Source organism: Amphritea sp. HPY (assembly GCF_050870985.1).
Taxonomy (GTDB): Bacteria; Pseudomonadota; Gammaproteobacteria; order Pseudomonadales; family Balneatricaceae; genus Amphritea.
This window is the reverse complement of sequence record NZ_CP194015.1, coordinates 3,281,265-3,301,557: the sequence shown is the minus strand read 5'-3', so window position 1 is coordinate 3,301,557 and position 20,293 is coordinate 3,281,265. Positions and strand designations below refer to the sequence as shown.

Here is a 20,293-nt window from a genome sequence, read left to right as displayed (position 1 = left end):
GGCTTTTTTTTGGGGACTGTAGAATGATTCTGGAAACTGTTTCAGCTAAAGTCGCTACCAAACATGCCGCCTATTGCCTTGCTCAAAGCTTCACTTCGCTCAGGCGAGCGGAACTGCTGCAGGGAAAGTGCCCGTAGCGTCGGAATGAACATCAGATCGGCCATAACCCGGTTAAAGCATGCCTGGCCCGCTTTGTTCAGCGCCAGGGTCTCCAGAAAAGTCCTGAGCAGCTCCGGGTGTTGCAGGGCAGACCAGCAGCGGCTGGCCAGGGCTGCAATCACTTCAGGGTCGGTACCGAAAGGGCTGTTCAGTACATCGTTTAGTACATCGACTTTCTGTCGCTCATCAAAGCCTTGTGAAATAGCCCGTACCAGTGCGCCAACCTGATTAGCGCTGCTGTTCTGATTAGTAACAGCAGTACGTAGGCGTTGCACTATTACAGAACTAAGTTCTTTGTTCGGCTTAATATGCTCGATAAAAGTACAGGTAGCCTCCAAAGGTGTATCCGGTAGCTGGCTGAAAATATTAGCCAGCTGCGTCTCGTGATCATTCTGTTGGTGGCGTATAACGAAATCAGCAATGCCCTGAAAGCCAATGCCTGGCCAGTCATTGATATCGGTTTTACCGCTGAAATAACTTACTGCAGGCTGATAGAAAGACGAAGCCGGCTGACCTGTGGTCAGGGTGGCGGTGGCATGGAATGCGGCCATCTTTTCCTGATCAGGAGTAAAGGAGAATGGATTATCCTTCAGTGCGTCGCGGTATTCTGTGGCATCAGCAGGCTGGTCCAGTGGCCCTTTGCCCATGCTATTGCTCAGATTCTGTAACAGACGGTTGAGGAAATCATCGCGTGCAGCCTGCACCAGAAAGCCCTGTTCATCTAAAGGCAGTTTCAGAAACCAGACGACACTTTCAGATGCTGCTTTAGGATTCCACATCAGAATGCCAACCCATGCCTGATGCAGGAACGGAGCAGGATAAGGGATATGGCCCTGTTCGACCTTATGGAAAGTATCCGGTGATAACTTGCTGATGCAGCGTCCCATATCAAAAATGCGGAACTGGGCTTCAGTCTGGCGGATAAAATCGACGAGTGTTTCGAATTGGGTCATTACAGTGCCTGAGCTTTCTGGATATCGTATTAGGCGGGCATTTTAACAGCGCGAGGGTGGGATATACAGCGGTAACATGGTTGTACTTTCAGGGTACTTTCTGTCCTGCAGTTTTAGTACCTAAATTGAGGCGGAAAAGACTGTTGGTTGATCGCTGGTTTTTATATCATTAAAGATAGTCGGGATAAATCAAACATCAGTTTGATGGCGCAGGAATTTGCTGTTCTCTCAGGGACTGTTGTAGGCAAAAACGGATGATAGAAAGGAGTTCAATTGAGTAGCGGTTTTTTTGCTTTAGGGCGTTCGATGGTTGGCAGTATGCGAGATCTGCTGCCGATCGTAGTGGTAATCGGTTTTTTCCAGGTTGCCGTACTGCAACAGCCGTTGCCGGATTTTTTTGGTGTAATGACCGGCCTGCTCTGTGTCGTGGCGGGGCTGACGTTTTTTATCTATGGCCTGGAAATGGGCTTGTTTCCAATCGGAGAAACCCTGGCCCATGCCTTTGCCCGCAAGGGTAGCGTGTTCTGGCTGATAGTCTTTGCTTTCTCTTTAGGTTTCGGTACTACGATCGCAGAGCCTGCGCTGATTGCAGTGGCCGCTGAAGCGGCCACTGTGGCGGCTGAAGGGGGGATGATCGAGCATACTGAAGCTTCGATGCTCAGTTATGCTTCCGGTTTACGCTATACCGTGGCTTTTTCTGTTGGCCTGGCGATTGTTATCGGTGTCATGCGAATTCTTAAAGGCTGGCCGATCCAGTATATGATCATTGCGGGCTATCTTATGGTAGTAGTGATGACCGCCTTCGCTCCGCGAGAGATTATCGGCATCGCTTATGATTCCGGAGGCGTGACCACCTCGACCATCACGGTACCTTTGGTTACTGCGCTTGGAGTGGGACTTGCGTCTTCTATTGAGGGGCGTAACCCGATGATCGATGGTTTTGGTCTGATCGCATTTGCCTCCCTTACGCCGATGATTTTTGTTATGGCATATGGAATGGTGATCTGATGGAACTGTTACAGCAGCTGCTCACGATTTTGTTGTCTACGATCAAGGATGTGATTCCTATTGTCGCTATTATCTTTGGCTTCCAACTGTTGGTTATCCGGCGCCGGATTCCACATCTGAAAAAAGTAATATTTGGTTTTATTTACGTTATCGTCGGGCTGGCTTTATTCCTGCTTGGGCTGGAAAAAGCGTTATTTCCGGTGGGGCGCATGATGGCACAACAGCTAACTGATCCCGAGTTTATTCGTAGTGGATTAGCTTCGGCTGGGGCGGTACTGAGTTGGCAGGATTACTACTGGGTGTATATTTTCGCCTTTGCGATTGGTGCCAGTACCACTATTGCCGAGCCATCGCTGATCGCCGTGGCGATTAAAGCGCATGAAGTATCCGGTGGTGCTATCGGAGTATGGGGGTTGCGGCTGGCGGTAGCGCTGGGTGTAGCCGTGGGTATAAGCCTGGGTACCTGGCGTATTGTCACCGGTTATCCGATTCATTGGTTTATTATCAGTGGTTACGTATTTGTTGTTATACAGACCTTCTTTGCGCCGAAGATGATAGTACCTCTGGCGTATGATTCCGGTGGCGTGACAACCTCGACTGTAACAGTGCCTTTGGTAGCTGCGTTAGGGTTAGGTCTGGCGAGTACAGTTCCGGGCCGTAGTGCCCTTATTGATGGTTTTGGATTGATTGCTTTTGCCAGTTTGTTCCCAATGATTACGGTAATGGGCTATGCCCAGATTACCGAGTGGGTTGGTGCTCGTGAACGGGAAAAACGGGAGCGGGATAAACGTGAACAGGCTGAGCAGATTCATCAGGAGTAGGATGGGATTATGCACTTTAAATTATTGTTAGTGTTTGTTGAGGATTCTAAGACAGACGAGGTAATGCAGGCGGCCCGGGATGCTGGAGCTACCGGGGCGACAGTGATCAATAATGCCCGTGGTGAAGGGGTAAACAAGTCTAAGACCTTTTTTGGTCTTACCCTGGAAACCCAGCGTGATGTGCTGCTGTTTATTGTTGAAGAGCATCTGAGCCGGAAGATCCTGGAGACTATCTCCAGAGTGGCTGAATTTGACGAATCTCCGGGGCAGGGGATTGCGGTACAGTTGGATGTGGAAGATGCGGTGGGCGTTGCTCACCAGATTGAAACCCTGGCAAGCGTAGTTGAGGAAGAGCTATGAGCGATAACAAGGTAGTTCGGGTTAAGGACGTAATGGTTCAGGACTTTGCGATGGTCGATGGCCTGATCACCATTAAAGAGGCTTTAGAGATCTATAAGCAGCGTAAGGCGGCTGTACTGCTTATTAACAAGCGCAATGCCGATGATGAGTACGGTATTCTGCTGCTGTCGGACATAGCCAAAAAAGTCCTGGCTAAGGACCGTGCGCCGGAACGGGTCAATGTGTATGAAGTAATGACAAAACCGGTTATTGGTGTCGATCCACAGATGGATGTGCGTTACTGCGCACGTTTGTTTGATACTTTTGGCCTGGCGATGACGCCGGTGCTGGATAATGGCGCGGTGATTGGTGTAGTGGGATACAATGAGATCGTTCTGGATGGCCTGCTGACCGGATAATAGTCTCAGCTATTACTGGCGTAATGCTTTCAAGAGGGCTGTAGTAAGAGCAGATGCAACCCCGGGCTTCCGGGCTGCATCTGCTACGCTCTGATTAGCGGCCGCGGGCCTGTTTCAGAGTATCGGCAATCAGGAATGCCAGTTCCAATGCCTGATCGGCATTGAGACGCGGATCGCAGTGGGTGTGATAGCGATCCCCCAGCCCTTCTTCCGTAATACGGTATGCCCCACCGATACATTCGGTGACATTCTGACCGGTCATTTCAAAGTGAACGCCACCGGCGTATGTGCCTTCCGCACGGTGAACTTCAAAGAATCCCTTCATCTCTTTCAAAATGCTGTCGACGCTACGGGTTTTAAAGCCACTGCTGGCCTTTATCGTATTGCCGTGCATCGGATCAGAACTCCAGACGACATTACGACCTTCCTCTTTAACCCGGCGTACCAGCGGAGGCAGGAGTTTAGTAATGTTATCGGCGCCCATACGGCTGATCAGGGTCAGTCGGCCTGGCAGGTTGTTCGGGTTCAGCGCGTCGATCAGCTGAATCAGTTCGTCGGGTTTCATGGTTGGGCCAACCTTTACCCCAACCGGGTTTTCTACGCCGCGCAGGAACTCAATATGTGCACCGTCCAGTTGTCGGGTACGGTCACCGATCCATAGCATATGGGCGGAACAGTCATACCAGCGGTTGGTGATGCTGTCCTGACGGGTCAGTGCTTGTTCGTAATTAAGCAGCAGCGCCTCATGCGAAGTGTAAAGCGAGGTCTCTTTCAGCTGTGGTACGTTGCTGCCACGGATACCGCAGGCTTCCATGAACGCCAGAGTGTCATCGATCTGGCTGGCCAGATGCTGGTATTTTTCACCCTGTGGACTCTTTTTAACGAAGCCCAGGTTCCATTGGTGCACCTTATGCAGATCGGCAAAGCCACCCTGGGCGAATGCACGTAGCAGGTTCAGCGTAGAAGTCGCCTGATGGTAAGCACGTACCAGGCGTTGCGGGTCAGGTACGCGAGATTCAGCGGTGAAATCGATATCGTTAATGATATCGCCGCGATAGCTTGGCAGCTCAATACCGTTGATAGTTTCCGTGCCGGTTGAGCGGGGCTTGGCGTACTGGCCGGCAATCCGGGCAACTTTAACCACCGGGCAGCTGCCGGCAAAAGTCATCACGATCGCCATCTGCAACATGACCTGGAAGGTATCCCGGATATTGGTGGCATTAAACTCGGCAAAGCTTTCGGCGCAATCGCCTCCCTGGAGTAAAAAAGCACGGCCATCGGCAACATCCGCCAGCTGCTTATGCAGCGAGCGCACTTCGCCGGCAAAGACTAAAGGTGGCAGGGCTGCCAGTTCGTCTTCGGCCAGTTTTACGGCTGCGGCATCCTGGTATTCAGGCTGCTGCAGAATGGGTTTGCTTTTCCAGCTATCGGGAGACCAGTTTTCCATTTAATTAACTCTATACATGAGGGGGCTTCAGAGGTTGTAGTTTAACCATCATTATCAGTTGAGGTAAGTGCCTAGGTTAAAATTTGATACTTTCTACAAGAGAATAAAAACAAATTGGTCGGCTTTGTATTCATGGGAGAAGGTGATTTAATAATATCAAATTTTGATGAGGTGGATTATGTCGGAGCAAGATAAGCAAAACGGCTTGAAAGTACGCACTGAAGTTATGGGTGAAGAGTTTGTGCAGCGGGCAATTGATAACACGACCGAGCTTACGCAGCCGGTGCAGGATTGGATTAACGAGCATGCCTGGGGTTCAACATGGCAGCGGGAAGGGTTGCCTCGTTCGACCAGAAGCCTGGTGACGATCGCCATGCTGGCGGCATTGAAAGCACCTCAGGAGTTGAAAGGTCATGTGCGTGGCGCATTGAATAATGGCTGTACTAAAGAGGAGATACAGGAAGTGCTGCTTCACTCGATTGTTTATTGTGGCGCGCCTGCGGCGCAGGAGGCTTTCCGCGCAGCTCAGGAAGTGCTGGATGCCTGGCAGGATTAGCCTTGTAGAACGTGCTTAACCTGCTCGATCAGGGCGTTCGGAAATTGCCGGTAATCCGGATAAGGGGTCAGTATTAACTGGCCCTTTTTATATGCGCAGCTCTTTGCCATTCCTTCAGCATCGATATCATCAAGTTGGCTGGGCTCAATGCCCAGCCGGGCCCAGCTGGCTTTGCCTGCGACAATGTGGCTGCATCGTGGGTTTTGATTATCGATTAGCTGGTTAGCGAAGCTAATCGCATCAACGTTATGGAGTAATTTCTGATCACGGTAATCCTGCCAGCGCCCTTTTGTGCAACAGAGTTTGGCGTATATGGTCAGGATTTTTCGCCAGTGGTTGCCGTTGATCTTGATCAACTCGGGCAGGTTGAGGGTATCGCCCGTAGGCAATATTGGTGGCGCAGGCAGGTAGAGTATGGTCTCTGCCTGCTCAAGGTTGCCCAGGTGTGAAATAGTCACGTTATGTAATTATTCGAATACTTATTGATCAGAGATTTGAGTTCAGGCAGATTTAATGCCACTGAGGTTACGGAAAGTGATCTCTTTAGCAGTGTTGAGGAAGTCGATCATGAAATCGGCGTTCTTCTGGTCCTCTCTGATAGCGGCATAGAGGGTGCACCAGACGCCTTTCTCGCCGAGCGGGCGTGAGGCTATATAGTCTTGTTCCAGATATTGATGGATTGCCCAGTTGGGCAGTGCCGATACACCTCGTCCACTGGCGACCAGTTGCATGATCATTACGGTCAGTTCGGATGGCCTGATCTCCGCCGGTTCAATGCCAGCGGGGTCGAGAAAGTGCTTAAATATATCCAGTCGTTCTGATTCCACCGGATAGGTGATCAGGGTTTGCTGCTCCAGATCTTCCGGGTGAATGTAGCGCCTGGCAATCAGTTGGTGCTGTTTGCTCATCGCCAGCACGGATTCATAGGTAAACAGCGGAATGTAGGCGATGCCGTTGCGGTCTTCCGGGTCCGAAGTGATGACCAGGTCCAGGTCGCCACGGGCAAGGGCAGGTAGCGGCTGAAAGCTGAAACCGGTGGTCAGGTCCATTTCGACTTCAGGCCAGTTTTGCCTGAAATGATCGATCGTCGGCATCAGCCAGTCAAAACAGCTATGGCATTCGATGCAGATATTCAGGCGACCGGCTTCGCCGCCCGCGAGGCGGGCGATATCCCGTTCTGCGTTGCGGATCATCGGTAGCACGTCGTCGGCCAGGGCAAGGATGCGTTGGCCGGCGCTGGTGAAGCAGATCGGTTTAGTCTTGCGAATGAACAGTGAGCAATCGAGGCGGTCTTCCAGATCTTTGATCTGGTGTGACAGGGCTGACTGGGTCAGATGGATACGTTCAGCTGCTTCCACCAGACTGCCTGAGTCGCGCAGGGCAGACAGTGTTTTCAGGTGACGAAGTTCGATCATGCCTTTTAGCCTCATCAAATATTCGGATAGAACCTGAGTATAGTATGAATTATCTTCATATGGGATCGTGCGGTGCAACAATCAGAAACTGCCAGTTGTGCAGGCAGTTTCTGATTCGGGGGGAGCTCTGCTTATTTTACCAGCAGGAATTCAAGCAGAGCTTTTTGTGCGTGCAGGCGATTTTCTGCTTCGTCAAAGACAACGGAGCGAGGATCATCCATCATCTCTGCACTGACTTCTTCGCCGCGGTGGGCTGGCAGGCAGTGCATAAAGATTGCGTCTTTGTCTGCCTGATCCATCAGCTCAGTGGTGACCTGATAGCCGGCAAACGCTTTTTCACGCTCTTTTTGTTCCTCTTCCTGGCCCATTGAAGCCCAGACGTCGGTTACCACCAGGTGGCTACCAGTTACGGCTTCTTGCGGGGTGCGGAAAATCTGAACCCGATCCTGATTAGCCGCAACCAGATCGGGATCCGGATCAAAACCTTCAGGGCATGCAATTTGAAGTTTAAAGTCGAACTGGCGAGCGGCGTTAATATAGGAGTGGCACATATTATTGCCATCACCAATCCAGGTTACAGTCTTGCCTGTGATGTCGCCCCGGTGTTCCAGATACGTTTGCATGTCGGCAAGCAGCTGGCAGGGATGGTAGTCGTCGGTCAGGGCGTTTATCACCGGAACCTTTGAATTAGCCGCAAAATTGGTCACTGTCGCATGATCAAACGTACGAATCATAACCACGTCGCACATGCTGGAAATGACCCGGGCGCTATCTTCAATCGGTTCGCCGCGGCCCAGTTGGGTGTCTCTGGATGACAGGAACAGGGCGTGGCCACCAAACTGGGCCATGCCGGCTTCAAATGAAACCCGGGTGCGGGTTGATGATTTTTCAAAGATCATCGCCAGCACCTGGTTTTTCAGAGGTTCGTAAACTTCACCGTTATTGCGGATCTGTTTGAGTTCGACAGCACGTTGAATCAGCTGCTTCAGTTCCGCAGGAGACAGGTCCCGCAGAGTAAGAAAGTGTCTTATTGTCATAGTATTAGTACCGGCCTGCCAGAGCAGGCCTGTGAGCTTATTCTATTGTTAATATACGGACTGTTTATTCGTCAGCCATATAGACTTTGATGATACGGGATACGGTGTTTACCAGTAGTTCCGCTTCAGAATCGGACATAATCAACGGTGGCAGCATACGCACAACTTTGCCACCGCCGGTTATGTTAAGTAGTACGCCTTTCACTTTTGACAGTACTGCCAGTTCAGAGCCCGCTTCGCTCAGCTCGATGGCGATCATCAGGCCTTTGTTACGGATCTCTTTGACATATGATGCATCGCCAATCTGATCACGGAAACCATTGGTTATAGTATCGCCCAGCTGTTTGGCGCGTTGATCAAGTTTTTCATTGCTAATAGTATCGACAACCGCAAGTGCTGCTGCACAGCATAACGGGTTGCCACCGTAGGTCGAGCCGTGAGTACCCGGCGATAAGACTTCAGCGGCTTTGCCACGCGCCAGACAGGCACCGATAGGTACACCATTCCCCAGGCCTTTAGCAGTGGTTACTACATCCGGCAGGATGTTGTTTTGCTGGTATGCAAAGTAGCTTCCGGTCCGGCCATTACCAGTCTGTACTTCATCCAGCATCAGCAACCATTCGTTCTGGTCACAGATGTCACGTAGTTGATTCAGATAATCGTCGGCAGGAATGACAACACCGCCTTCGCCTTGTACCGGCTCGACCAGGATGGCAACGACATTGGGATTATTTGAGGCGATTGTTCTGATCGCTTCAACATCATTGTAAGGGGCCCGGACAAACCCGCTGACCAGTGGTTCGAAGCCTGCCTGGACTGCGCGGTTGCCGGTAGCGCTCAGGGTTGCCATGGTGCGGCCATGGAATGAGCCATCCATTACGATAGTAACCGGCAGATCGATACCTTTCTGGTGTCCGTAACGACGGGCCAGCTTGATAGCGGCTTCGTTAGCTTCCGCGCCGGAGTTGCCAAAGAACACGCTATCCATGCCGGAAATCTGGGTCAGACGTTGTGCCAGCTGTTCCTGCAACGGAATAGTGTACAGGTTTGAGGTATGGATCAGCTGGCTGGCTTGTTCGCTAATAGCGGTAGTTACAGCGGGGTGTGCATGGCCCAGACCGCATACAGCGATACCGCTGAGAGCGTCCAGATACTTGTTGCCGTCTGTATCAAACAGCCAGCAGCCCTCACCATGATCAAAAGCCACGGAGAAGCGTGAATAGGTATTCATAACAGGCTGTGTAGACATTGTATCCCTCACTGCAACGCAAAACGGCAGCCGTGTAGCTGCCGAACTGAAAAACGAGCAATTTTATGCATTTGTTATCGAATAAGCAATATGCAACAGTGGGGCTTGGTTTTCAATGGCATAGCCCCTATATAAGACGAAATAAGCCAGCGGTTTTTCAGGTGAGCATTTATCCGAGTAAAATGATCGGGTTTGTGCTAGGCTGGCGTTTTTTACGCTGCCCATTCATTGATCGTGGCGGATTGGTTCAAGAAAGAAAAGGTAAACTCATGAGTGTTGTTGATACTATTAAAGAGCAAATTGAAAGTAACGATATCCTGCTTTATATGAAGGGTACGCCACGCTTTCCTCAGTGCGGTTTTTCTTCCCGTGCATCGGAAGCTGTAATGGCTTGTGGTGCGCGCTTTGCGTTCGTTAATATTCTGGAAAGTCCGGAAATTCGTGCTGAGTTGCCTAAATATGCTAATTGGCCAACTTTCCCGCAGTTGTGGGTAAAGGGCGAACTGGTAGGTGGTTGTGACATCATTGCTGAAATGGCTGAAAATGGTGAGCTTAAAGAGCTGATCGAGTCGGTTGCCGGTGATGAAGAGAGTGCTGAAGGTTAAGCGATTGCTGAGCTGGTTTTACCTGTAGCAGGTATTCTTTATAGCAATTGTTTATCGGCTGCATAGTTCTGTTTTATTAGTGTTATCAGAATTGTACGGCTAAGCTATCTGAACTTTAGTTTTGCAAGTGCTTTTACAGAGTTCAGTTATAGAGCTCTCTTAAGTTATTTTTGAATTAGTTTTGCGTTTAACGCTGCACTTAAATGGAGATAGAAAATGGGCGTATTAGTAGGTAAGCAAGCACCAGATTTTACAGCACCAGCGGTATTGGGTAACGGAGAAATCGTTGATTCTTTTACTCTGTCTGAAGCGGCTAAAGGTAAAAAAGCAGTAGTATTCTTCTACCCACTGGATTTTACTTTTGTTTGCCCATCTGAGCTGCTGGCTTTCGATCACCGTATCGAAGAATTCAAAAAGCGTAATGTTGAAGTGATCGGTGTTTCCATCGATTCTCACTTCTCTCACAACGCATGGCGTAACACTGCTGTTAACGACGGCGGTATCGGTGCAGTTAATTATACTCTGGTTGCTGATATGACTCACAGCATCTGCCAGGCATACGATGTTGAATCTGAAGGCGGCGTTGCTTTCCGTGGTTCTTTCCTGATCGACGAAGATGGTCTGGTACGTCACCAGGTGGTTAACGATCTGCCACTGGGCCGTAACGTTGACGAAATGCTGCGTATGGTTGACGCGCTGGCGTTCCACCAGGAGCACGGTGAAGTTTGCCCTGCAGGCTGGAACGAAGGCGATAAAGGTATGGTTGCTTCCCCTGAAGGTGTTGCATCTTACCTGACCGACAACGCTGACAAGCTGTAATATCGGAAGAAATTACAGAATTAAAAAAAACCCGCCATCGGCGGGTTTTTTTGCTTTTTCTAGCCACTAGCAGCAACGCTTGCGTTGCGTTCTAGCGAGAAGGGCGTAGCCCGACGGTCTCAGATCACTCGTAGTTATCCTGCACCATCTGCCAGCCACCGAGGTCTTTCCAGCGGTTTACAATGGTGCAGAATAGCTCGGCTGTCTTCATTGTGTCATACAGTGCTGAGTGAGCCTGGTGACCATCAAAATCGATATCGGCCAGGTCGCAGGCTTTGGCAAGTACGGTATGGCCAAAAGCCAGGCCTGCCAGTGTCGCAGTATCAAAGGTAGAAAACGGATGGAAAGGGTTGCGTTTAATATCGCAGCGTTCTGATGCGGCGGTGACAAAGCTATGGTCAAAGTTGGCATTATGACCTACCAGAATCGCACGTTTGCAGTTATGGGCTTTAACTGACTTGCGGATCGGCTTGAATATTTTCTCCAGAGCTTCCTGTTCGGGAATCGCGCCTCGCAGAGGGTTATAAGGATCAATGCCGGTAAACTCCAGGGCCGATTTTTCCAGATTGGCACCTTCGAACGGTTCGACATTGAATTCATAGCTCTGGTCAATCAGCAGGTTGCCATCATCATCCATCGTTAAGGTGACCGCTGCGATCTCCAGCAGGGCATCAGTGGCAGAATTAAAGCCAGCGGTTTCAACGTCGATAACGACCGGCAGATAGCCTCTGAAGCGGTTCGACATAGGGTGCTGATACTGGGAGTTATGTCTGTTCAAGAAAAATCCTTAATGGCTGTAGCGCTCAGCCAAATTTAAGTTGTAGAGCTATTGCTCGGTCACAATTATCTTGTTTAACGCTGTCCTTGCGTAAGTGGCATGATATTGTGCTGGAACCAGCAAGCAGTTTACAGTTTTTGCTCACTGTTTCACAATCTGGTGTTTACTTCGGGGATTACGGCCTAAAGCTTTAATTGCCCGGGTCGATAATTATAAAGAGGTCGGGTAACAGGTTATCTGCCCCAAACTGACTAATTTTTGTTTGATTAAAGGAATCTTCATTCATCATGCGTGTATTCGGGGCCCTGGTTTTAATGTTGCTTTCTGTGTCGGCGGGAGCGGTTAGTTTTAGCGCCGATATCGATCAGTCGAAGTGGGGGATGGAGGCGTCGAAGTTTAATTGTCGCTTGTCACAACAGATTCCTCTGTTTGGTGAGGGGGTGTTTGATCATGAGGCGGGCGAGGCTGTGCGTTTTACATTAAAACCACTGCAGGGGCACGGGCTTAAGGGGAGGGTTCTGTTGATGGCGGAAGCTTCGCCCTGGCAGCCGGGGCTTGCGGTGAGGCAGATCGGCGAAGTTGAGTTTGTTACCGGCAGTGGTGAAATAAAGGTGCTTAGCAATTATGCGCGGCAGATGCTGGCGGCGCTGTTTAAAGGGATGCAGCCGGCTTTTCTTGCGAATAACTGGTCCGGCACTGATGAGTCGGTTCGGATCGGTTTGTCGGCAGCGAATTTTCAACCGGCTTATGAGGCTTATACTGGCTGTATCGCTGGACTGCTGCCGGTGAATTACCGGCAGATCGCCCGGACCGCAGTGCTGTTTCCTTCAGCAACATGGCAGCTGTCAGATTCTACTAAGGCGCGTCTTGATCTGATTGCTGTGTATGTGAATAACGATGATGCTGTGAACTCGGTCTATGTGGATGGTCACTCCGATGCTCAGGGGCGTCGTTTGGCAAACCGCGACCTGTCGAAAAAGAGGGCTGAAGCGGTTACGGCTTATCTGGAAAAAAAGGGAGTGAATCCTGAGCTTATTACTACCCGCTATCATGGCGAACGTTACCCGGTTGAGCAGAAAAATAACCGGGCCACCCGAGACCGCAGTCGACGGGTGACTATTCGACTGGATCGTGACTGATCGTTGGTTTTGAATTAAGACAGATTTTCTGTCTGTCTCTGTTGCCCTGGCGTAATCGTGATACCTCAGCCGGTCGCTTTCCGGGAGCGGCTTGGTGAAAAGTTCTTTAAAAGACAGATGTTCTGTCTGTCTCTGTTACTCTGGCGTAATCGTGATGCCTTAGCAGGACGCTTTCCGGGAGCGGCTTGGTGAAAAGTTCTTTAAAAGACAGATTTTCTGCCTGTCTCTGTTGCCCTGGCGTAATCGTGATACCTCAGCCGGTCGCTTTCCGGGAGCGGCTTGGTGAAAAGTTCTTTAAAAGACAGATTTTCTGCCTGTCTCTGTTGCCCTGGCGTAATCGTGATACCTCAGCCGGTCGCTTTCCGGGAGCGGCTTGGTGAAAAGTTCTTTAAAAGACAGATGTTCTGTCTGTCTCTGTTACTCTGGCGTAATCGTGATGCCTTAGCAGGACGCTTTCCAGGAGCGGCTTGGTGAAAAGTTCTTTAAAAGACAGATGTTCTGTCTGTCTCTGTTACTCTGGCGTAATCGTGATACCTCAGCCGGTCGCTTTCCGGGAGCGGCTTGGTGAAAAGTTCTTTAAAAGACAGATGTTCTGTCTGTCTCTGTTACTCTGGCGTAATCGTGATACAATTGCGCGCTTTCCTATTCTTAGATGTCCGGTAGAGACTGTTCGTTGTTCTCTACGGGGCTGAATTTCGTTTGGAGCCTCTTTATGTCCGACATCAAAAAGGTTGTGCTGGCCTACTCCGGCGGCCTTGATACCTCTGTTATTGTTCGCTGGTTGCAGGATACCTACAACTGCGAGGTTGTTACTTTTACCGCTGACCTGGGTCAGGGCGAAGAAGTAGAACCGGCCCGTGCTAAAGCTGAAGCTCTGGGTGTTAAAGAGATCTACATCGAAGATCTGCGTGAAGAGTTTGTTCGTGACTTCGTTTTCCCGATGTTCCGTGCCAATACTATCTATGAAGGTGAGTACCTGCTGGGTACTTCTATTGCGCGCCCACTGATCGCTAAGCGTCTGATTGAGATCGCTAACGAGACCGGTGCTGATGCGATCTCTCATGGTGCAACAGGTAAAGGCAATGACCAGATTCGCTTCGAGCTGGGTGCTTATGCGCTTAAGCCGGGTGTTCAGGTTATCGCGCCATGGCGTGAGTGGGATCTGACGTCCCGTGAAACACTGATGAAGTACTGTGAAGATCATGATATTCCGGTAGATTTCTCCAATAAAAAGAAGAAGTCTCCATATTCAATGGATGCTAACCTGCTGCACATCTCTTATGAGGGTGACATTCTGGAAGATCCATGGGCTGAAGCTGAAGCAGATATGTGGCGCTGGTCAGTATCTCCTGAGGACGCTCCTGATGAAGCAACTTACATGGATCTGACCTACGAGAAAGGCGACATCGTTGCTATCGATGGTAAGGCTATGAGCCCGGCTACCGTTCTGGAGTATCTGAACAAAGTAGGCGGCGAAAACGGCATTGGTCGTCTGGATATCGTCGAAAACCGCTTTGTGGGTATGAAGTCCCGTGGCTGTTATGAAACGCCTGGCGGCACCATCATGCTGCGCGCACATCGTGCGATTGAGTCTATTACTTTAGACCGTGAAGCTGCGCATCTGAAAGATGAGCTGATGCCGCGCTATGCGAAAGTGATCTATAACGGTTTCTGGTGGTCTGAAGAGCGTAAGATGCTTCAGCAGATGATCGATGAATCACAGCGGTATGTTAATGGTGATGTTCGCCTTAAGCTTTATAAAGGTAACGTTATCGTTGTCGGTCGTCGTTCTGACGATACTCTGTTCGATGAGAATATTGCGACCTTCGAAGATGATGCGGGTTCCTATGATCAGAAGGATGCTGCAGGCTTTATTAAGCTGAATGCTCTGCGTATGCGTATCGAAGCCGGTAAAGGCCGTGATCTGTCATAAGCCTGAGCATTGATCTATATCGGTAATCTGAAAACCTCGTTATGTCACCATAACGGGGTTTTTTTATATGCCGGATTACTATGCTAATTAACTGATTTATATGATACTTGAAGGCTGTCCCCTCTGACGTAGTGCTATGGAAATCAGGTATACAGAGAAAAAGGTTCTGATCGTCGATAACCGCCTGGAAGATCTGGGTGAGCTTAAGAAAATTCTTGAGCGTATGAGTGTGTCTACGATTCAGGTTGCTTCCTCTGTGAATATGGCTCTGGCGCTGTTGCGGGTTGAGCGTTATGACATCTGTTTTATTGTATTTGATCTTGGTAAGGATCAGAAAAACGGTTTGCAGCTGATCCAGGAGGCTGCCGCTGAAGGCTGTCGTCAGTATGCTACTGCGTTTATTCTGATCGTCGATCCTGATCGTTCTAAGTTGTTATTTGGTTCCCTTGATAGTGCTCCCGATACCTATATATCAAAGCCATTTGCAGAAGCGAAGGTGCGCTATCGGGTTGAGAAAATACTTAGAATAAAGAGTGTCTTACAGCCGTTAGAAGCGTTGCTTGATAGTGGGGAGCTGCAGGGGGCTCTGGATACTTGCGGCCGGTTGTTGCAGGAGTTTCCAGGCCTGAATCTTTATATTGAGCGCATTCGGGGCATTATCCTGATTGAGCTGGGGCTGTATGCCGAAGCAGAGAGCTTGTTTGAGTCGCTGGTAGCGCAGCGCGATCTGCCCTGGGCTAAGGTGGGATTGGGAGTGGCGCTGTGTCATCTTGGTGAGTACGGGGCGGCGCAGCGGTATCTGACACAAGTGATTGATGACTCTCATTTCTGTGTTGAGGCATTTTCCTGGCTGGCCCGTTCATATCTGGCTATGGGGGAGCGGGGGGAAGCGATCGGATTGTTGCGCAAAGCGATTTTATTGCAGCCTACTGTGCCTCAGCTGCAAGGAGTGTTGGGCAGTCTTTCAGCGCAGAATAAAGAGTGGCCGATCGCTATTAGTGCTTACCGGGAAGCGGTTCGTTATGCTCACCATAGCTGCTTTCAGACCGATGATTTCTATTTCGGCCTTGTTGGTGCCTTATTGTCCAGGGTTGACAGTTCTTCCAGTGCCGATGCGATTGAGGCAGAGGCTGAGGCAATTCGGGTGTTGGAGGATGTAGTGGGTGCTTTTTCCGGTGAGGCGCTTATTCAGTTTAAGTCTCGCTTGCTAGCTGCCATGGTTTATCGCCTGACCGGCTCGGCTGCACGGGCTAATCTAGCCGCGCAGAATGCGTTTGATCTGTTCTGTAATCTTGAGTTGACCGAGCAGGCGGAATGGATTGAACCGATGATGGATGGTTTAGAAGGTAGTGAGGTTGAGGCTGAGGCGCAGGCTTTGCGGCAGCAGATAAACCGGGATATGTCGCGGCTGGAATGGGGTAAACTGAATATTCAGGGCATGCTCTGCTACCGTAAGAAAGAATACCGTAAGGCATTGGGTTTTTTTGTTCGGGCCGATGGCTTGTTGCCGAATAACCCCAGCGTCGTTTTGAATCTGGTGCAGGCTGCGTTAGAGCAAGCGCGACAGTCAGGTCCGGAGCAGCAGGAGCTATTGTTGCAGTGTGATAATGCGTTGTATGCTATAAACTACGGGGCCCTCAGCGGTCGTCAGCAAAATCGTTATCTGAATCTTTACGAGCGTTGTGCTGATATGGTGCGTAAGTTACGGCATCGTAAAGATGATCAGGGATCAGGCGAAGATTGAGTTGCTGCTGATTAATCGTTGAGCCCTTCAGATAGTTTCATCGTCGGTAAGAATGGAGTTGTTGGTCTGTAGTGGTTGCTCAGTATTTTCGCTGTGTGCTGAACGAGCGAGCTTGCGGGTTAATAGTTTTTGTTGCGCTACTTCAGGCAGGTCGGTAAACAGAATTGTATTTTTAGTGACTAGCAGGTCGATAAGGTCTTCGATGATCCGGCTCAGATCGTTGTCTGATTTTTCCAGGAATTCGAGGGGAGAAAATTCTTCGCCGCCTCTGGAGAGAAATATGATGACTTCAGGGTCTCGAATATCAACAGGTGAGGAGTTGCCTTGCTGGGTGGCTGAAAGTGAAGTGATCTGTCCCTGAGTGTTTCTGATGGCGTATAGCATTGTGGTATCCAAACCTGCTGCGGTTGTTTTGAGAATAATAAAGCGAAGTATGGCCGTAGAGTTTCCTGTGGGTCAAGCTTGAAACCTGCACTTTGGGTACTCTGGCAGTATGTCGGTTGATTGCATATTGTGCTACGGCTCGATAAAATCGCGCTAACTCAAAGATTTTTAAAAAGGGTTGCACTGTAGACTGGCGATGTTGCTGGCCGCGGCAGCCCTTTTTTATTGCGTAAGATGACTATGAAATCCCATAAAATTCAGCAAGCTCCGATTCCAATGCGCACTGTAGGGCCGATAAAAATATGCGGTCATATTGTTGATGAAAAAATTGCGGTACCACTGGCGACCTATGAAACTCCACTATGGCCCTCTGTGGGGCGTGGCGCTCGTGTTTCCACCCTGACCGAAGGTATTAAAACCACGGTGGTGGATGAGCGTATGACGCGCTCGGTGTTGCTTGAAGCTGAGGACGCTCTGGCTGCAGTAGAAGCGCTGGCTTCGATCAAGTCGCGTAAGGATGATCTTAATGCAGTCGTCGCGACGACCAGTCGTTTTGCCAAACTGATCGACATGCATAGCCAGGTTGTAGCCAATCTGATCTATCTGCGGCTGGAGTTCACCACCGGAGATGCTTCCGGTCATAATATGGTGACAAACGCTGCGGATAAGTTAATTCCATGGTTGCTGAATGAGTACCCTCAGCTGCGTTATTCCTCAATATCAGCAAATTACTGTTCTGATAAGAAGGCCACCGCGGTTAACGGTATTCTGGGGCGTGGTAAGTATGTTGTCAGTGAAATTTTGATTCCCCGTGATATCTGTGAGCGTCGTCTGAAGACCACCCCTGAAAAAGTGGTCGACCTTAATATCAAGAAAAACCTGATCGGTACTATGATTGCCGGTGGCTTACGCAGTGCTAATGCTCACTACGCCAATATGTTGCTGGCCTTTTATCTGGCGACTGGTCAGGATGCTGCGAATATTATTGAAGGGTCGCAGGGTATTGTGCATGCTGAAGTGCGAAATGGTGATCTGTACTTTTCCTGTACCCTGCCAAACTTGATTGTGGGCAGTGTCGGTAATGGTAAAGGCATAGAGTTTGTTGAGGAAAATCTTCGAGCATTAGGTTGTAAAGAGGAGCGCGAGCCGGGTGCTAATGCGCGTCGTCTTGCAGCTATCTGTGCCGCAACTGTACTCTGTGGTGAGTTATCTCTGATGGCTGCGCAAACTAATCCGGGCGAATTGATGGAATCCCATCTGAAGATGGAAAGATAATGACTGATCCTACCAACGACCGGAAAATTGAACATATTCGCGCGATTGAACGTGATGATCGAATTGATCGGGATCGGCGCTACTTTGATCGAATTCATCTGAGTCATCGTGCTTTGCCTGAACTGTCACTGGATCAGATTGACACATCGGTTGAATTTCTTGGTAAAAAACTCAGCTTTCCATTATTGATCTCTTCCATGACCGGGGGTGATCATGAGTTGATTAAGACTATAAATCGCAACCTCGCCATTGCTGCGGAGCAAACCGGTGTTGCACTGGCTGTAGGGTCGCAGCGGGTGATGTTTACCCATCCGGGTGCCCGGGAAAGTTTTGAGTTGCGACAGTATGCTCCCAGCGCTTTGTTACTGGGTAATGTTGGCGCGGTACAGTTAAATTGCGGTTTTGGTCTGGAACAGTGTCAGCAGGCAGTAGATATTCTGCAGGCTGACGGCTTGTATCTGCATCTGAATCCGTTGCAGGAAGCCATTCAGCCCGAGGGCGATATCGATTTTTCAGGGTTGTCGCAAAAGATAGCGGTTCTGGCCGGTAAGCTTAGTGTTCCTGTGTTGTTGAAAGAGGTTGGTGCCGGGCTTTCGCCTCAGGATATTGAACTGGGTATAGCGCAGGGGATTCGTTACTTTGATCTGGCGGGAACCGGTGGTACTTCGTGGAGCCGGATTGAGCATCATCGTACAGCTGATTCGGCAGATCTGACAGGGCTTCGCTTCCAGGATTGGGGAATTCCAACACCTCTGGCGCTGCAGCTTGCTGAGCCGTATCAAAATAGTGCATCTTTCGTCGCCAGTGGTGGTCTCAGGGATGGGATTGATATGGTTAAATCTGTTATACTCGGCGCCTCGCTCTGTGGCGTGGCCGCCCCTTTCCTGAAACCCGCAATGGAATCTGCGGATGCGGTGGTTCAGTCGATAGAGCAGCTCCGACGTGAGTTTAAGACAGCGATGTTTTTGCTGGGTATGTCGGATGTGAATAGTCTGTTTATGAATCGGGCTCTCATTCTGAGTGAGCGTTGAGGATTGATATTAGGTATGTCCGTCGGTATTGATGAAATCAGTTTCTACACTTCGAATTATTTTCTTGACCTGAAAAATCTGGCTGCCAGGCAGCAGATTGACAGTGATAAGTATTATCAGGGAATTGGTCAGGAAAAGATGGGCATGCCCGCGCCTGACGAAGATGTCGTTACAATGGCTGCTAATGCGGCGCTGCCCCTGATCGAAAGGGTCGGGCCGGATGCTGTCAGCACAGTAATGTTTGCCACTGAAACCGGCATCGACCAGTCTAAATCTGCGGGTGTCTACGTACACCGGCTGTTGGGGTTGAGTCCGAGATGTCGTGTGGTCGAGTTGAAGCAGGCCTGCTATAGCGCAACTGCGGCTATTCAGATGGCTTGTGCTCTGGTTGCGCGCCAGCCGGAAAAGAAGGTGCTGGTGGTGGCGTCTGATGTAGCCCGTTATGATCTGAGTACGCCAGGTGAAGCAACCCAGGGTTGTGGCGCAGTGGCTATGCTTATCACGGCAAATCCACGCCTGGTCGAGCTGGATCCTGAAGTCGGTAACTATACCGAAGATGTCATGGACTTCTGGCGACCTAATTACCGTTCTACCGCGCTGGTGGATGGTAAGTATTCAACCAAAATTTACCTTAAGTCTCTGAAGCAGGCATGGGAGCACTTCCGTGAAGTGAGCTCTCTGGCATTCAGTGATTTTCAGCATTTTTGTTATCACCTGCCGTTTACCCGGATGGCGCAGAAAGCGCATAAACACCTGGCTAAAGTGAATAAAAGTGAGTTAACACCGGAAATGCTGGATCTGCAGATCGAAGATTCTTTGTCGTATAACCGTATTATCGGCAACAGTTATACCGCATCGATGTATATCGGACTGGTGTCATTACTGGAAAACTGTAAGCAGAACTTGTCCGGCGAACGGGTTGGTTTCTTCAGCTATGGCTCCGGTTGTGTCGCCGAATTTTTCTCCGGTCGCGTTGTTGCCGGTTACGAACAGTATCTGCACGGCGCGCGACATAAGGCGATGCTGGAAGCCCGCAATGAGGTTTCCTACGAAGAATATCTGCAACTGTATAATGATGTTGATCCTGTTGATGGTGGCGAACACCAGAAACAACAGGGTACCACCGGGCGTTTTCGTCTGGCTGCGGTATCTCATCATAAGCGTGAATATATCGCCTGTTAA

21 protein-coding genes are annotated in these 20,293 nt (G+C 49.9%); 13 read left to right on the top strand and 8 right to left on the bottom strand.

Features of this window, described 5'->3' with window-relative positions; all coding sequences use genetic code 11:
* Positions 1–41 precede the first annotated feature (41 nt).
* Positions 42–1,112 carry a DUF3549 family protein gene (locus tag ACQUQM_RS14655; RefSeq protein ID WP_432470635.1) on the bottom strand — a complete coding sequence of 357 codons (1,071 nt, stop codon included), beginning with the start codon at positions 1,110–1,112 and terminating at the stop codon, positions 42–44.
* A gap of 306 nt (positions 1,113–1,418) precedes the next feature.
* On the opposite strand from ACQUQM_RS14655, the gene ACQUQM_RS14650 reads away from it, so the two are divergent.
* Genes ACQUQM_RS14650 through ACQUQM_RS14635 form a run of 4 tightly spaced genes read left to right on the top strand, consistent with a single transcriptional unit; the run spans position 1,419 to position 3,699 of the window.
* Positions 1,419–2,120 carry a DUF1538 family protein gene (locus tag ACQUQM_RS14650; RefSeq protein ID WP_432474829.1) on the top strand — a complete coding sequence of 234 codons (702 nt, stop codon included), beginning with the start codon at positions 1,419–1,421 and terminating at the stop codon, positions 2,118–2,120.
* Complete coding sequence (locus ACQUQM_RS14645; RefSeq protein WP_432470634.1) at positions 2,120–2,941, top strand: DUF1538 domain-containing protein; 822 nt, start codon at positions 2,120–2,122, stop codon at positions 2,939–2,941. The genes ACQUQM_RS14650 and ACQUQM_RS14645 overlap by 1 nt, the downstream gene beginning before the upstream one ends.
* Positions 2,942–2,950: 9 nt before the next feature.
* Positions 2,951–3,301 carry a P-II family nitrogen regulator gene (locus ACQUQM_RS14640; protein ID WP_432470633.1) on the top strand — a complete coding sequence of 117 codons (351 nt, stop codon included), beginning with the start codon at positions 2,951–2,953 and terminating at the stop codon, positions 3,299–3,301.
* A complete protein-coding gene (locus tag ACQUQM_RS14635) occupies positions 3,298–3,699 on the top strand; it encodes a CBS domain-containing protein (protein WP_432470632.1) in 402 nt (133 codons plus the stop codon). Before ACQUQM_RS14640 ends, ACQUQM_RS14635 begins: the two co-directional genes overlap by 4 nt.
* Before the next feature lie 94 nt (positions 3,700–3,793).
* Here the strand turns inward: ACQUQM_RS14635 and ACQUQM_RS14630 are convergent, their stop codons facing one another.
* Positions 3,794–5,146 carry a class II 3-deoxy-7-phosphoheptulonate synthase gene (locus tag ACQUQM_RS14630; RefSeq protein WP_432470631.1) on the bottom strand — a complete coding sequence of 451 codons (1,353 nt, stop codon included), beginning with the start codon at positions 5,144–5,146 and terminating at the stop codon, positions 3,794–3,796.
* 178 nt (positions 5,147–5,324) lie between these two features.
* On the opposite strand from ACQUQM_RS14630, the gene ACQUQM_RS14625 reads away from it, so the two are divergent.
* Positions 5,325–5,702: a carboxymuconolactone decarboxylase family protein gene (locus ACQUQM_RS14625; protein WP_432470630.1), complete on the top strand. Its 378-nt coding sequence runs from the start codon at positions 5,325–5,327 to the stop codon at positions 5,700–5,702.
* Here ACQUQM_RS14625 and ACQUQM_RS14620 read toward each other — a convergent pair.
* The 4 genes from ACQUQM_RS14620 to ACQUQM_RS14605 form a co-directional block, all read right to left on the bottom strand.
* Complete coding sequence (locus tag ACQUQM_RS14620; protein WP_432470629.1) at positions 5,699–6,160, bottom strand: DUF6942 family protein; 462 nt, start codon at positions 6,158–6,160, stop codon at positions 5,699–5,701. The genes ACQUQM_RS14625 and ACQUQM_RS14620 overlap by 4 nt on opposite strands.
* 42 nt (positions 6,161–6,202) lie before the next feature.
* Positions 6,203–7,117 carry a LysR family transcriptional regulator gene (locus ACQUQM_RS14615; protein ID WP_432470628.1) on the bottom strand — a complete coding sequence of 305 codons (915 nt, stop codon included), beginning with the start codon at positions 7,115–7,117 and terminating at the stop codon, positions 6,203–6,205.
* A 131-nt stretch (positions 7,118–7,248) separates the two neighbouring features.
* Complete coding sequence (argF, locus tag ACQUQM_RS14610; RefSeq protein ID WP_432470627.1) at positions 7,249–8,154, bottom strand: ornithine carbamoyltransferase; 906 nt, start codon at positions 8,152–8,154, stop codon at positions 7,249–7,251.
* 64 nt (positions 8,155–8,218) lie between these two features.
* Entirely contained in the window at positions 8,219–9,403 is a 1,185-nt protein-coding gene (locus ACQUQM_RS14605; RefSeq protein WP_432470626.1) for an aspartate aminotransferase family protein, read from the bottom strand.
* A gap of 269 nt (positions 9,404–9,672) precedes the next feature.
* On the opposite strand from ACQUQM_RS14605, the gene grxD reads away from it, so the two are divergent.
* Together grxD and ACQUQM_RS14595 are read left to right on the top strand one after the other, a co-directional pair.
* Positions 9,673–10,008, top strand: coding sequence for a Grx4 family monothiol glutaredoxin (gene grxD, locus ACQUQM_RS14600; RefSeq protein WP_432470625.1), 336 nt, complete (start codon positions 9,673–9,675; stop codon positions 10,006–10,008).
* Positions 10,009–10,224: 216 nt separating this feature from the next.
* Entirely contained in the window at positions 10,225–10,827 is a 603-nt protein-coding gene (locus ACQUQM_RS14595; protein ID WP_432470624.1) for a peroxiredoxin, read from the top strand.
* Between the two features lie 124 nt (positions 10,828–10,951).
* Here the strand turns inward: ACQUQM_RS14595 and rnt are convergent, their stop codons facing one another.
* Positions 10,952–11,572, bottom strand: coding sequence for a ribonuclease T (gene rnt / locus ACQUQM_RS14590; RefSeq protein ID WP_432474828.1), 621 nt, complete (start codon positions 11,570–11,572; stop codon positions 10,952–10,954).
* 320 nt (positions 11,573–11,892) lie between these two features.
* On the opposite strand from rnt, the gene ACQUQM_RS14585 reads away from it, so the two are divergent.
* The 3 genes from ACQUQM_RS14585 to ACQUQM_RS14575 all read left to right on the top strand — a co-directional run bounded on the left by ACQUQM_RS14585 (position 11,893) and on the right by ACQUQM_RS14575 (position 16,421).
* Positions 11,893–12,744, top strand: a complete 852-nt coding sequence (locus ACQUQM_RS14585) for a flagellar protein MotY (protein WP_432470623.1) — start codon at positions 11,893–11,895, stop codon at positions 12,742–12,744.
* A 712-nt stretch (positions 12,745–13,456) separates the two neighbouring features.
* Positions 13,457–14,677 carry an argininosuccinate synthase gene (locus ACQUQM_RS14580; protein WP_432470622.1) on the top strand — a complete coding sequence of 407 codons (1,221 nt, stop codon included), beginning with the start codon at positions 13,457–13,459 and terminating at the stop codon, positions 14,675–14,677.
* Positions 14,678–14,813: 136 nt separating this feature from the next.
* A complete protein-coding gene (locus tag ACQUQM_RS14575; RefSeq protein WP_432470621.1) occupies positions 14,814–16,421 on the top strand; it encodes a tetratricopeptide repeat protein in 1,608 nt (535 codons plus the stop codon).
* A gap of 27 nt (positions 16,422–16,448) precedes the next feature.
* Here ACQUQM_RS14575 and ACQUQM_RS14570 read toward each other — a convergent pair whose 3' ends face one another.
* A complete protein-coding gene (locus ACQUQM_RS14570) occupies positions 16,449–16,805 on the bottom strand; it encodes a hypothetical protein (RefSeq protein ID WP_432470620.1) in 357 nt (118 codons plus the stop codon).
* Positions 16,806–17,045: 240 nt separating this feature from the next.
* On the opposite strand from ACQUQM_RS14570, the gene ACQUQM_RS14565 reads away from it, so the two are divergent.
* Genes ACQUQM_RS14565 through ACQUQM_RS14555 form a run of 3 tightly spaced genes read left to right on the top strand, consistent with a single transcriptional unit; the run spans position 17,046 to position 20,293 of the window.
* A complete protein-coding gene (locus ACQUQM_RS14565; RefSeq protein WP_432470619.1) occupies positions 17,046–18,080 on the top strand; it encodes a hydroxymethylglutaryl-CoA reductase in 1,035 nt (344 codons plus the stop codon).
* Positions 18,080–19,111 (top strand): type 2 isopentenyl-diphosphate Delta-isomerase, encoded by a 1,032-nt coding sequence (gene fni, locus ACQUQM_RS14560; RefSeq protein ID WP_432470618.1) that lies wholly within the window; start codon positions 18,080–18,082, stop codon positions 19,109–19,111. Before ACQUQM_RS14565 ends, fni begins: the two co-directional genes overlap by 1 nt.
* A 15-nt stretch (positions 19,112–19,126) precedes the next feature.
* Positions 19,127–20,293, top strand: a complete 1,167-nt coding sequence (locus ACQUQM_RS14555; RefSeq protein ID WP_432470617.1) for a hydroxymethylglutaryl-CoA synthase — start codon at positions 19,127–19,129, stop codon at positions 20,291–20,293.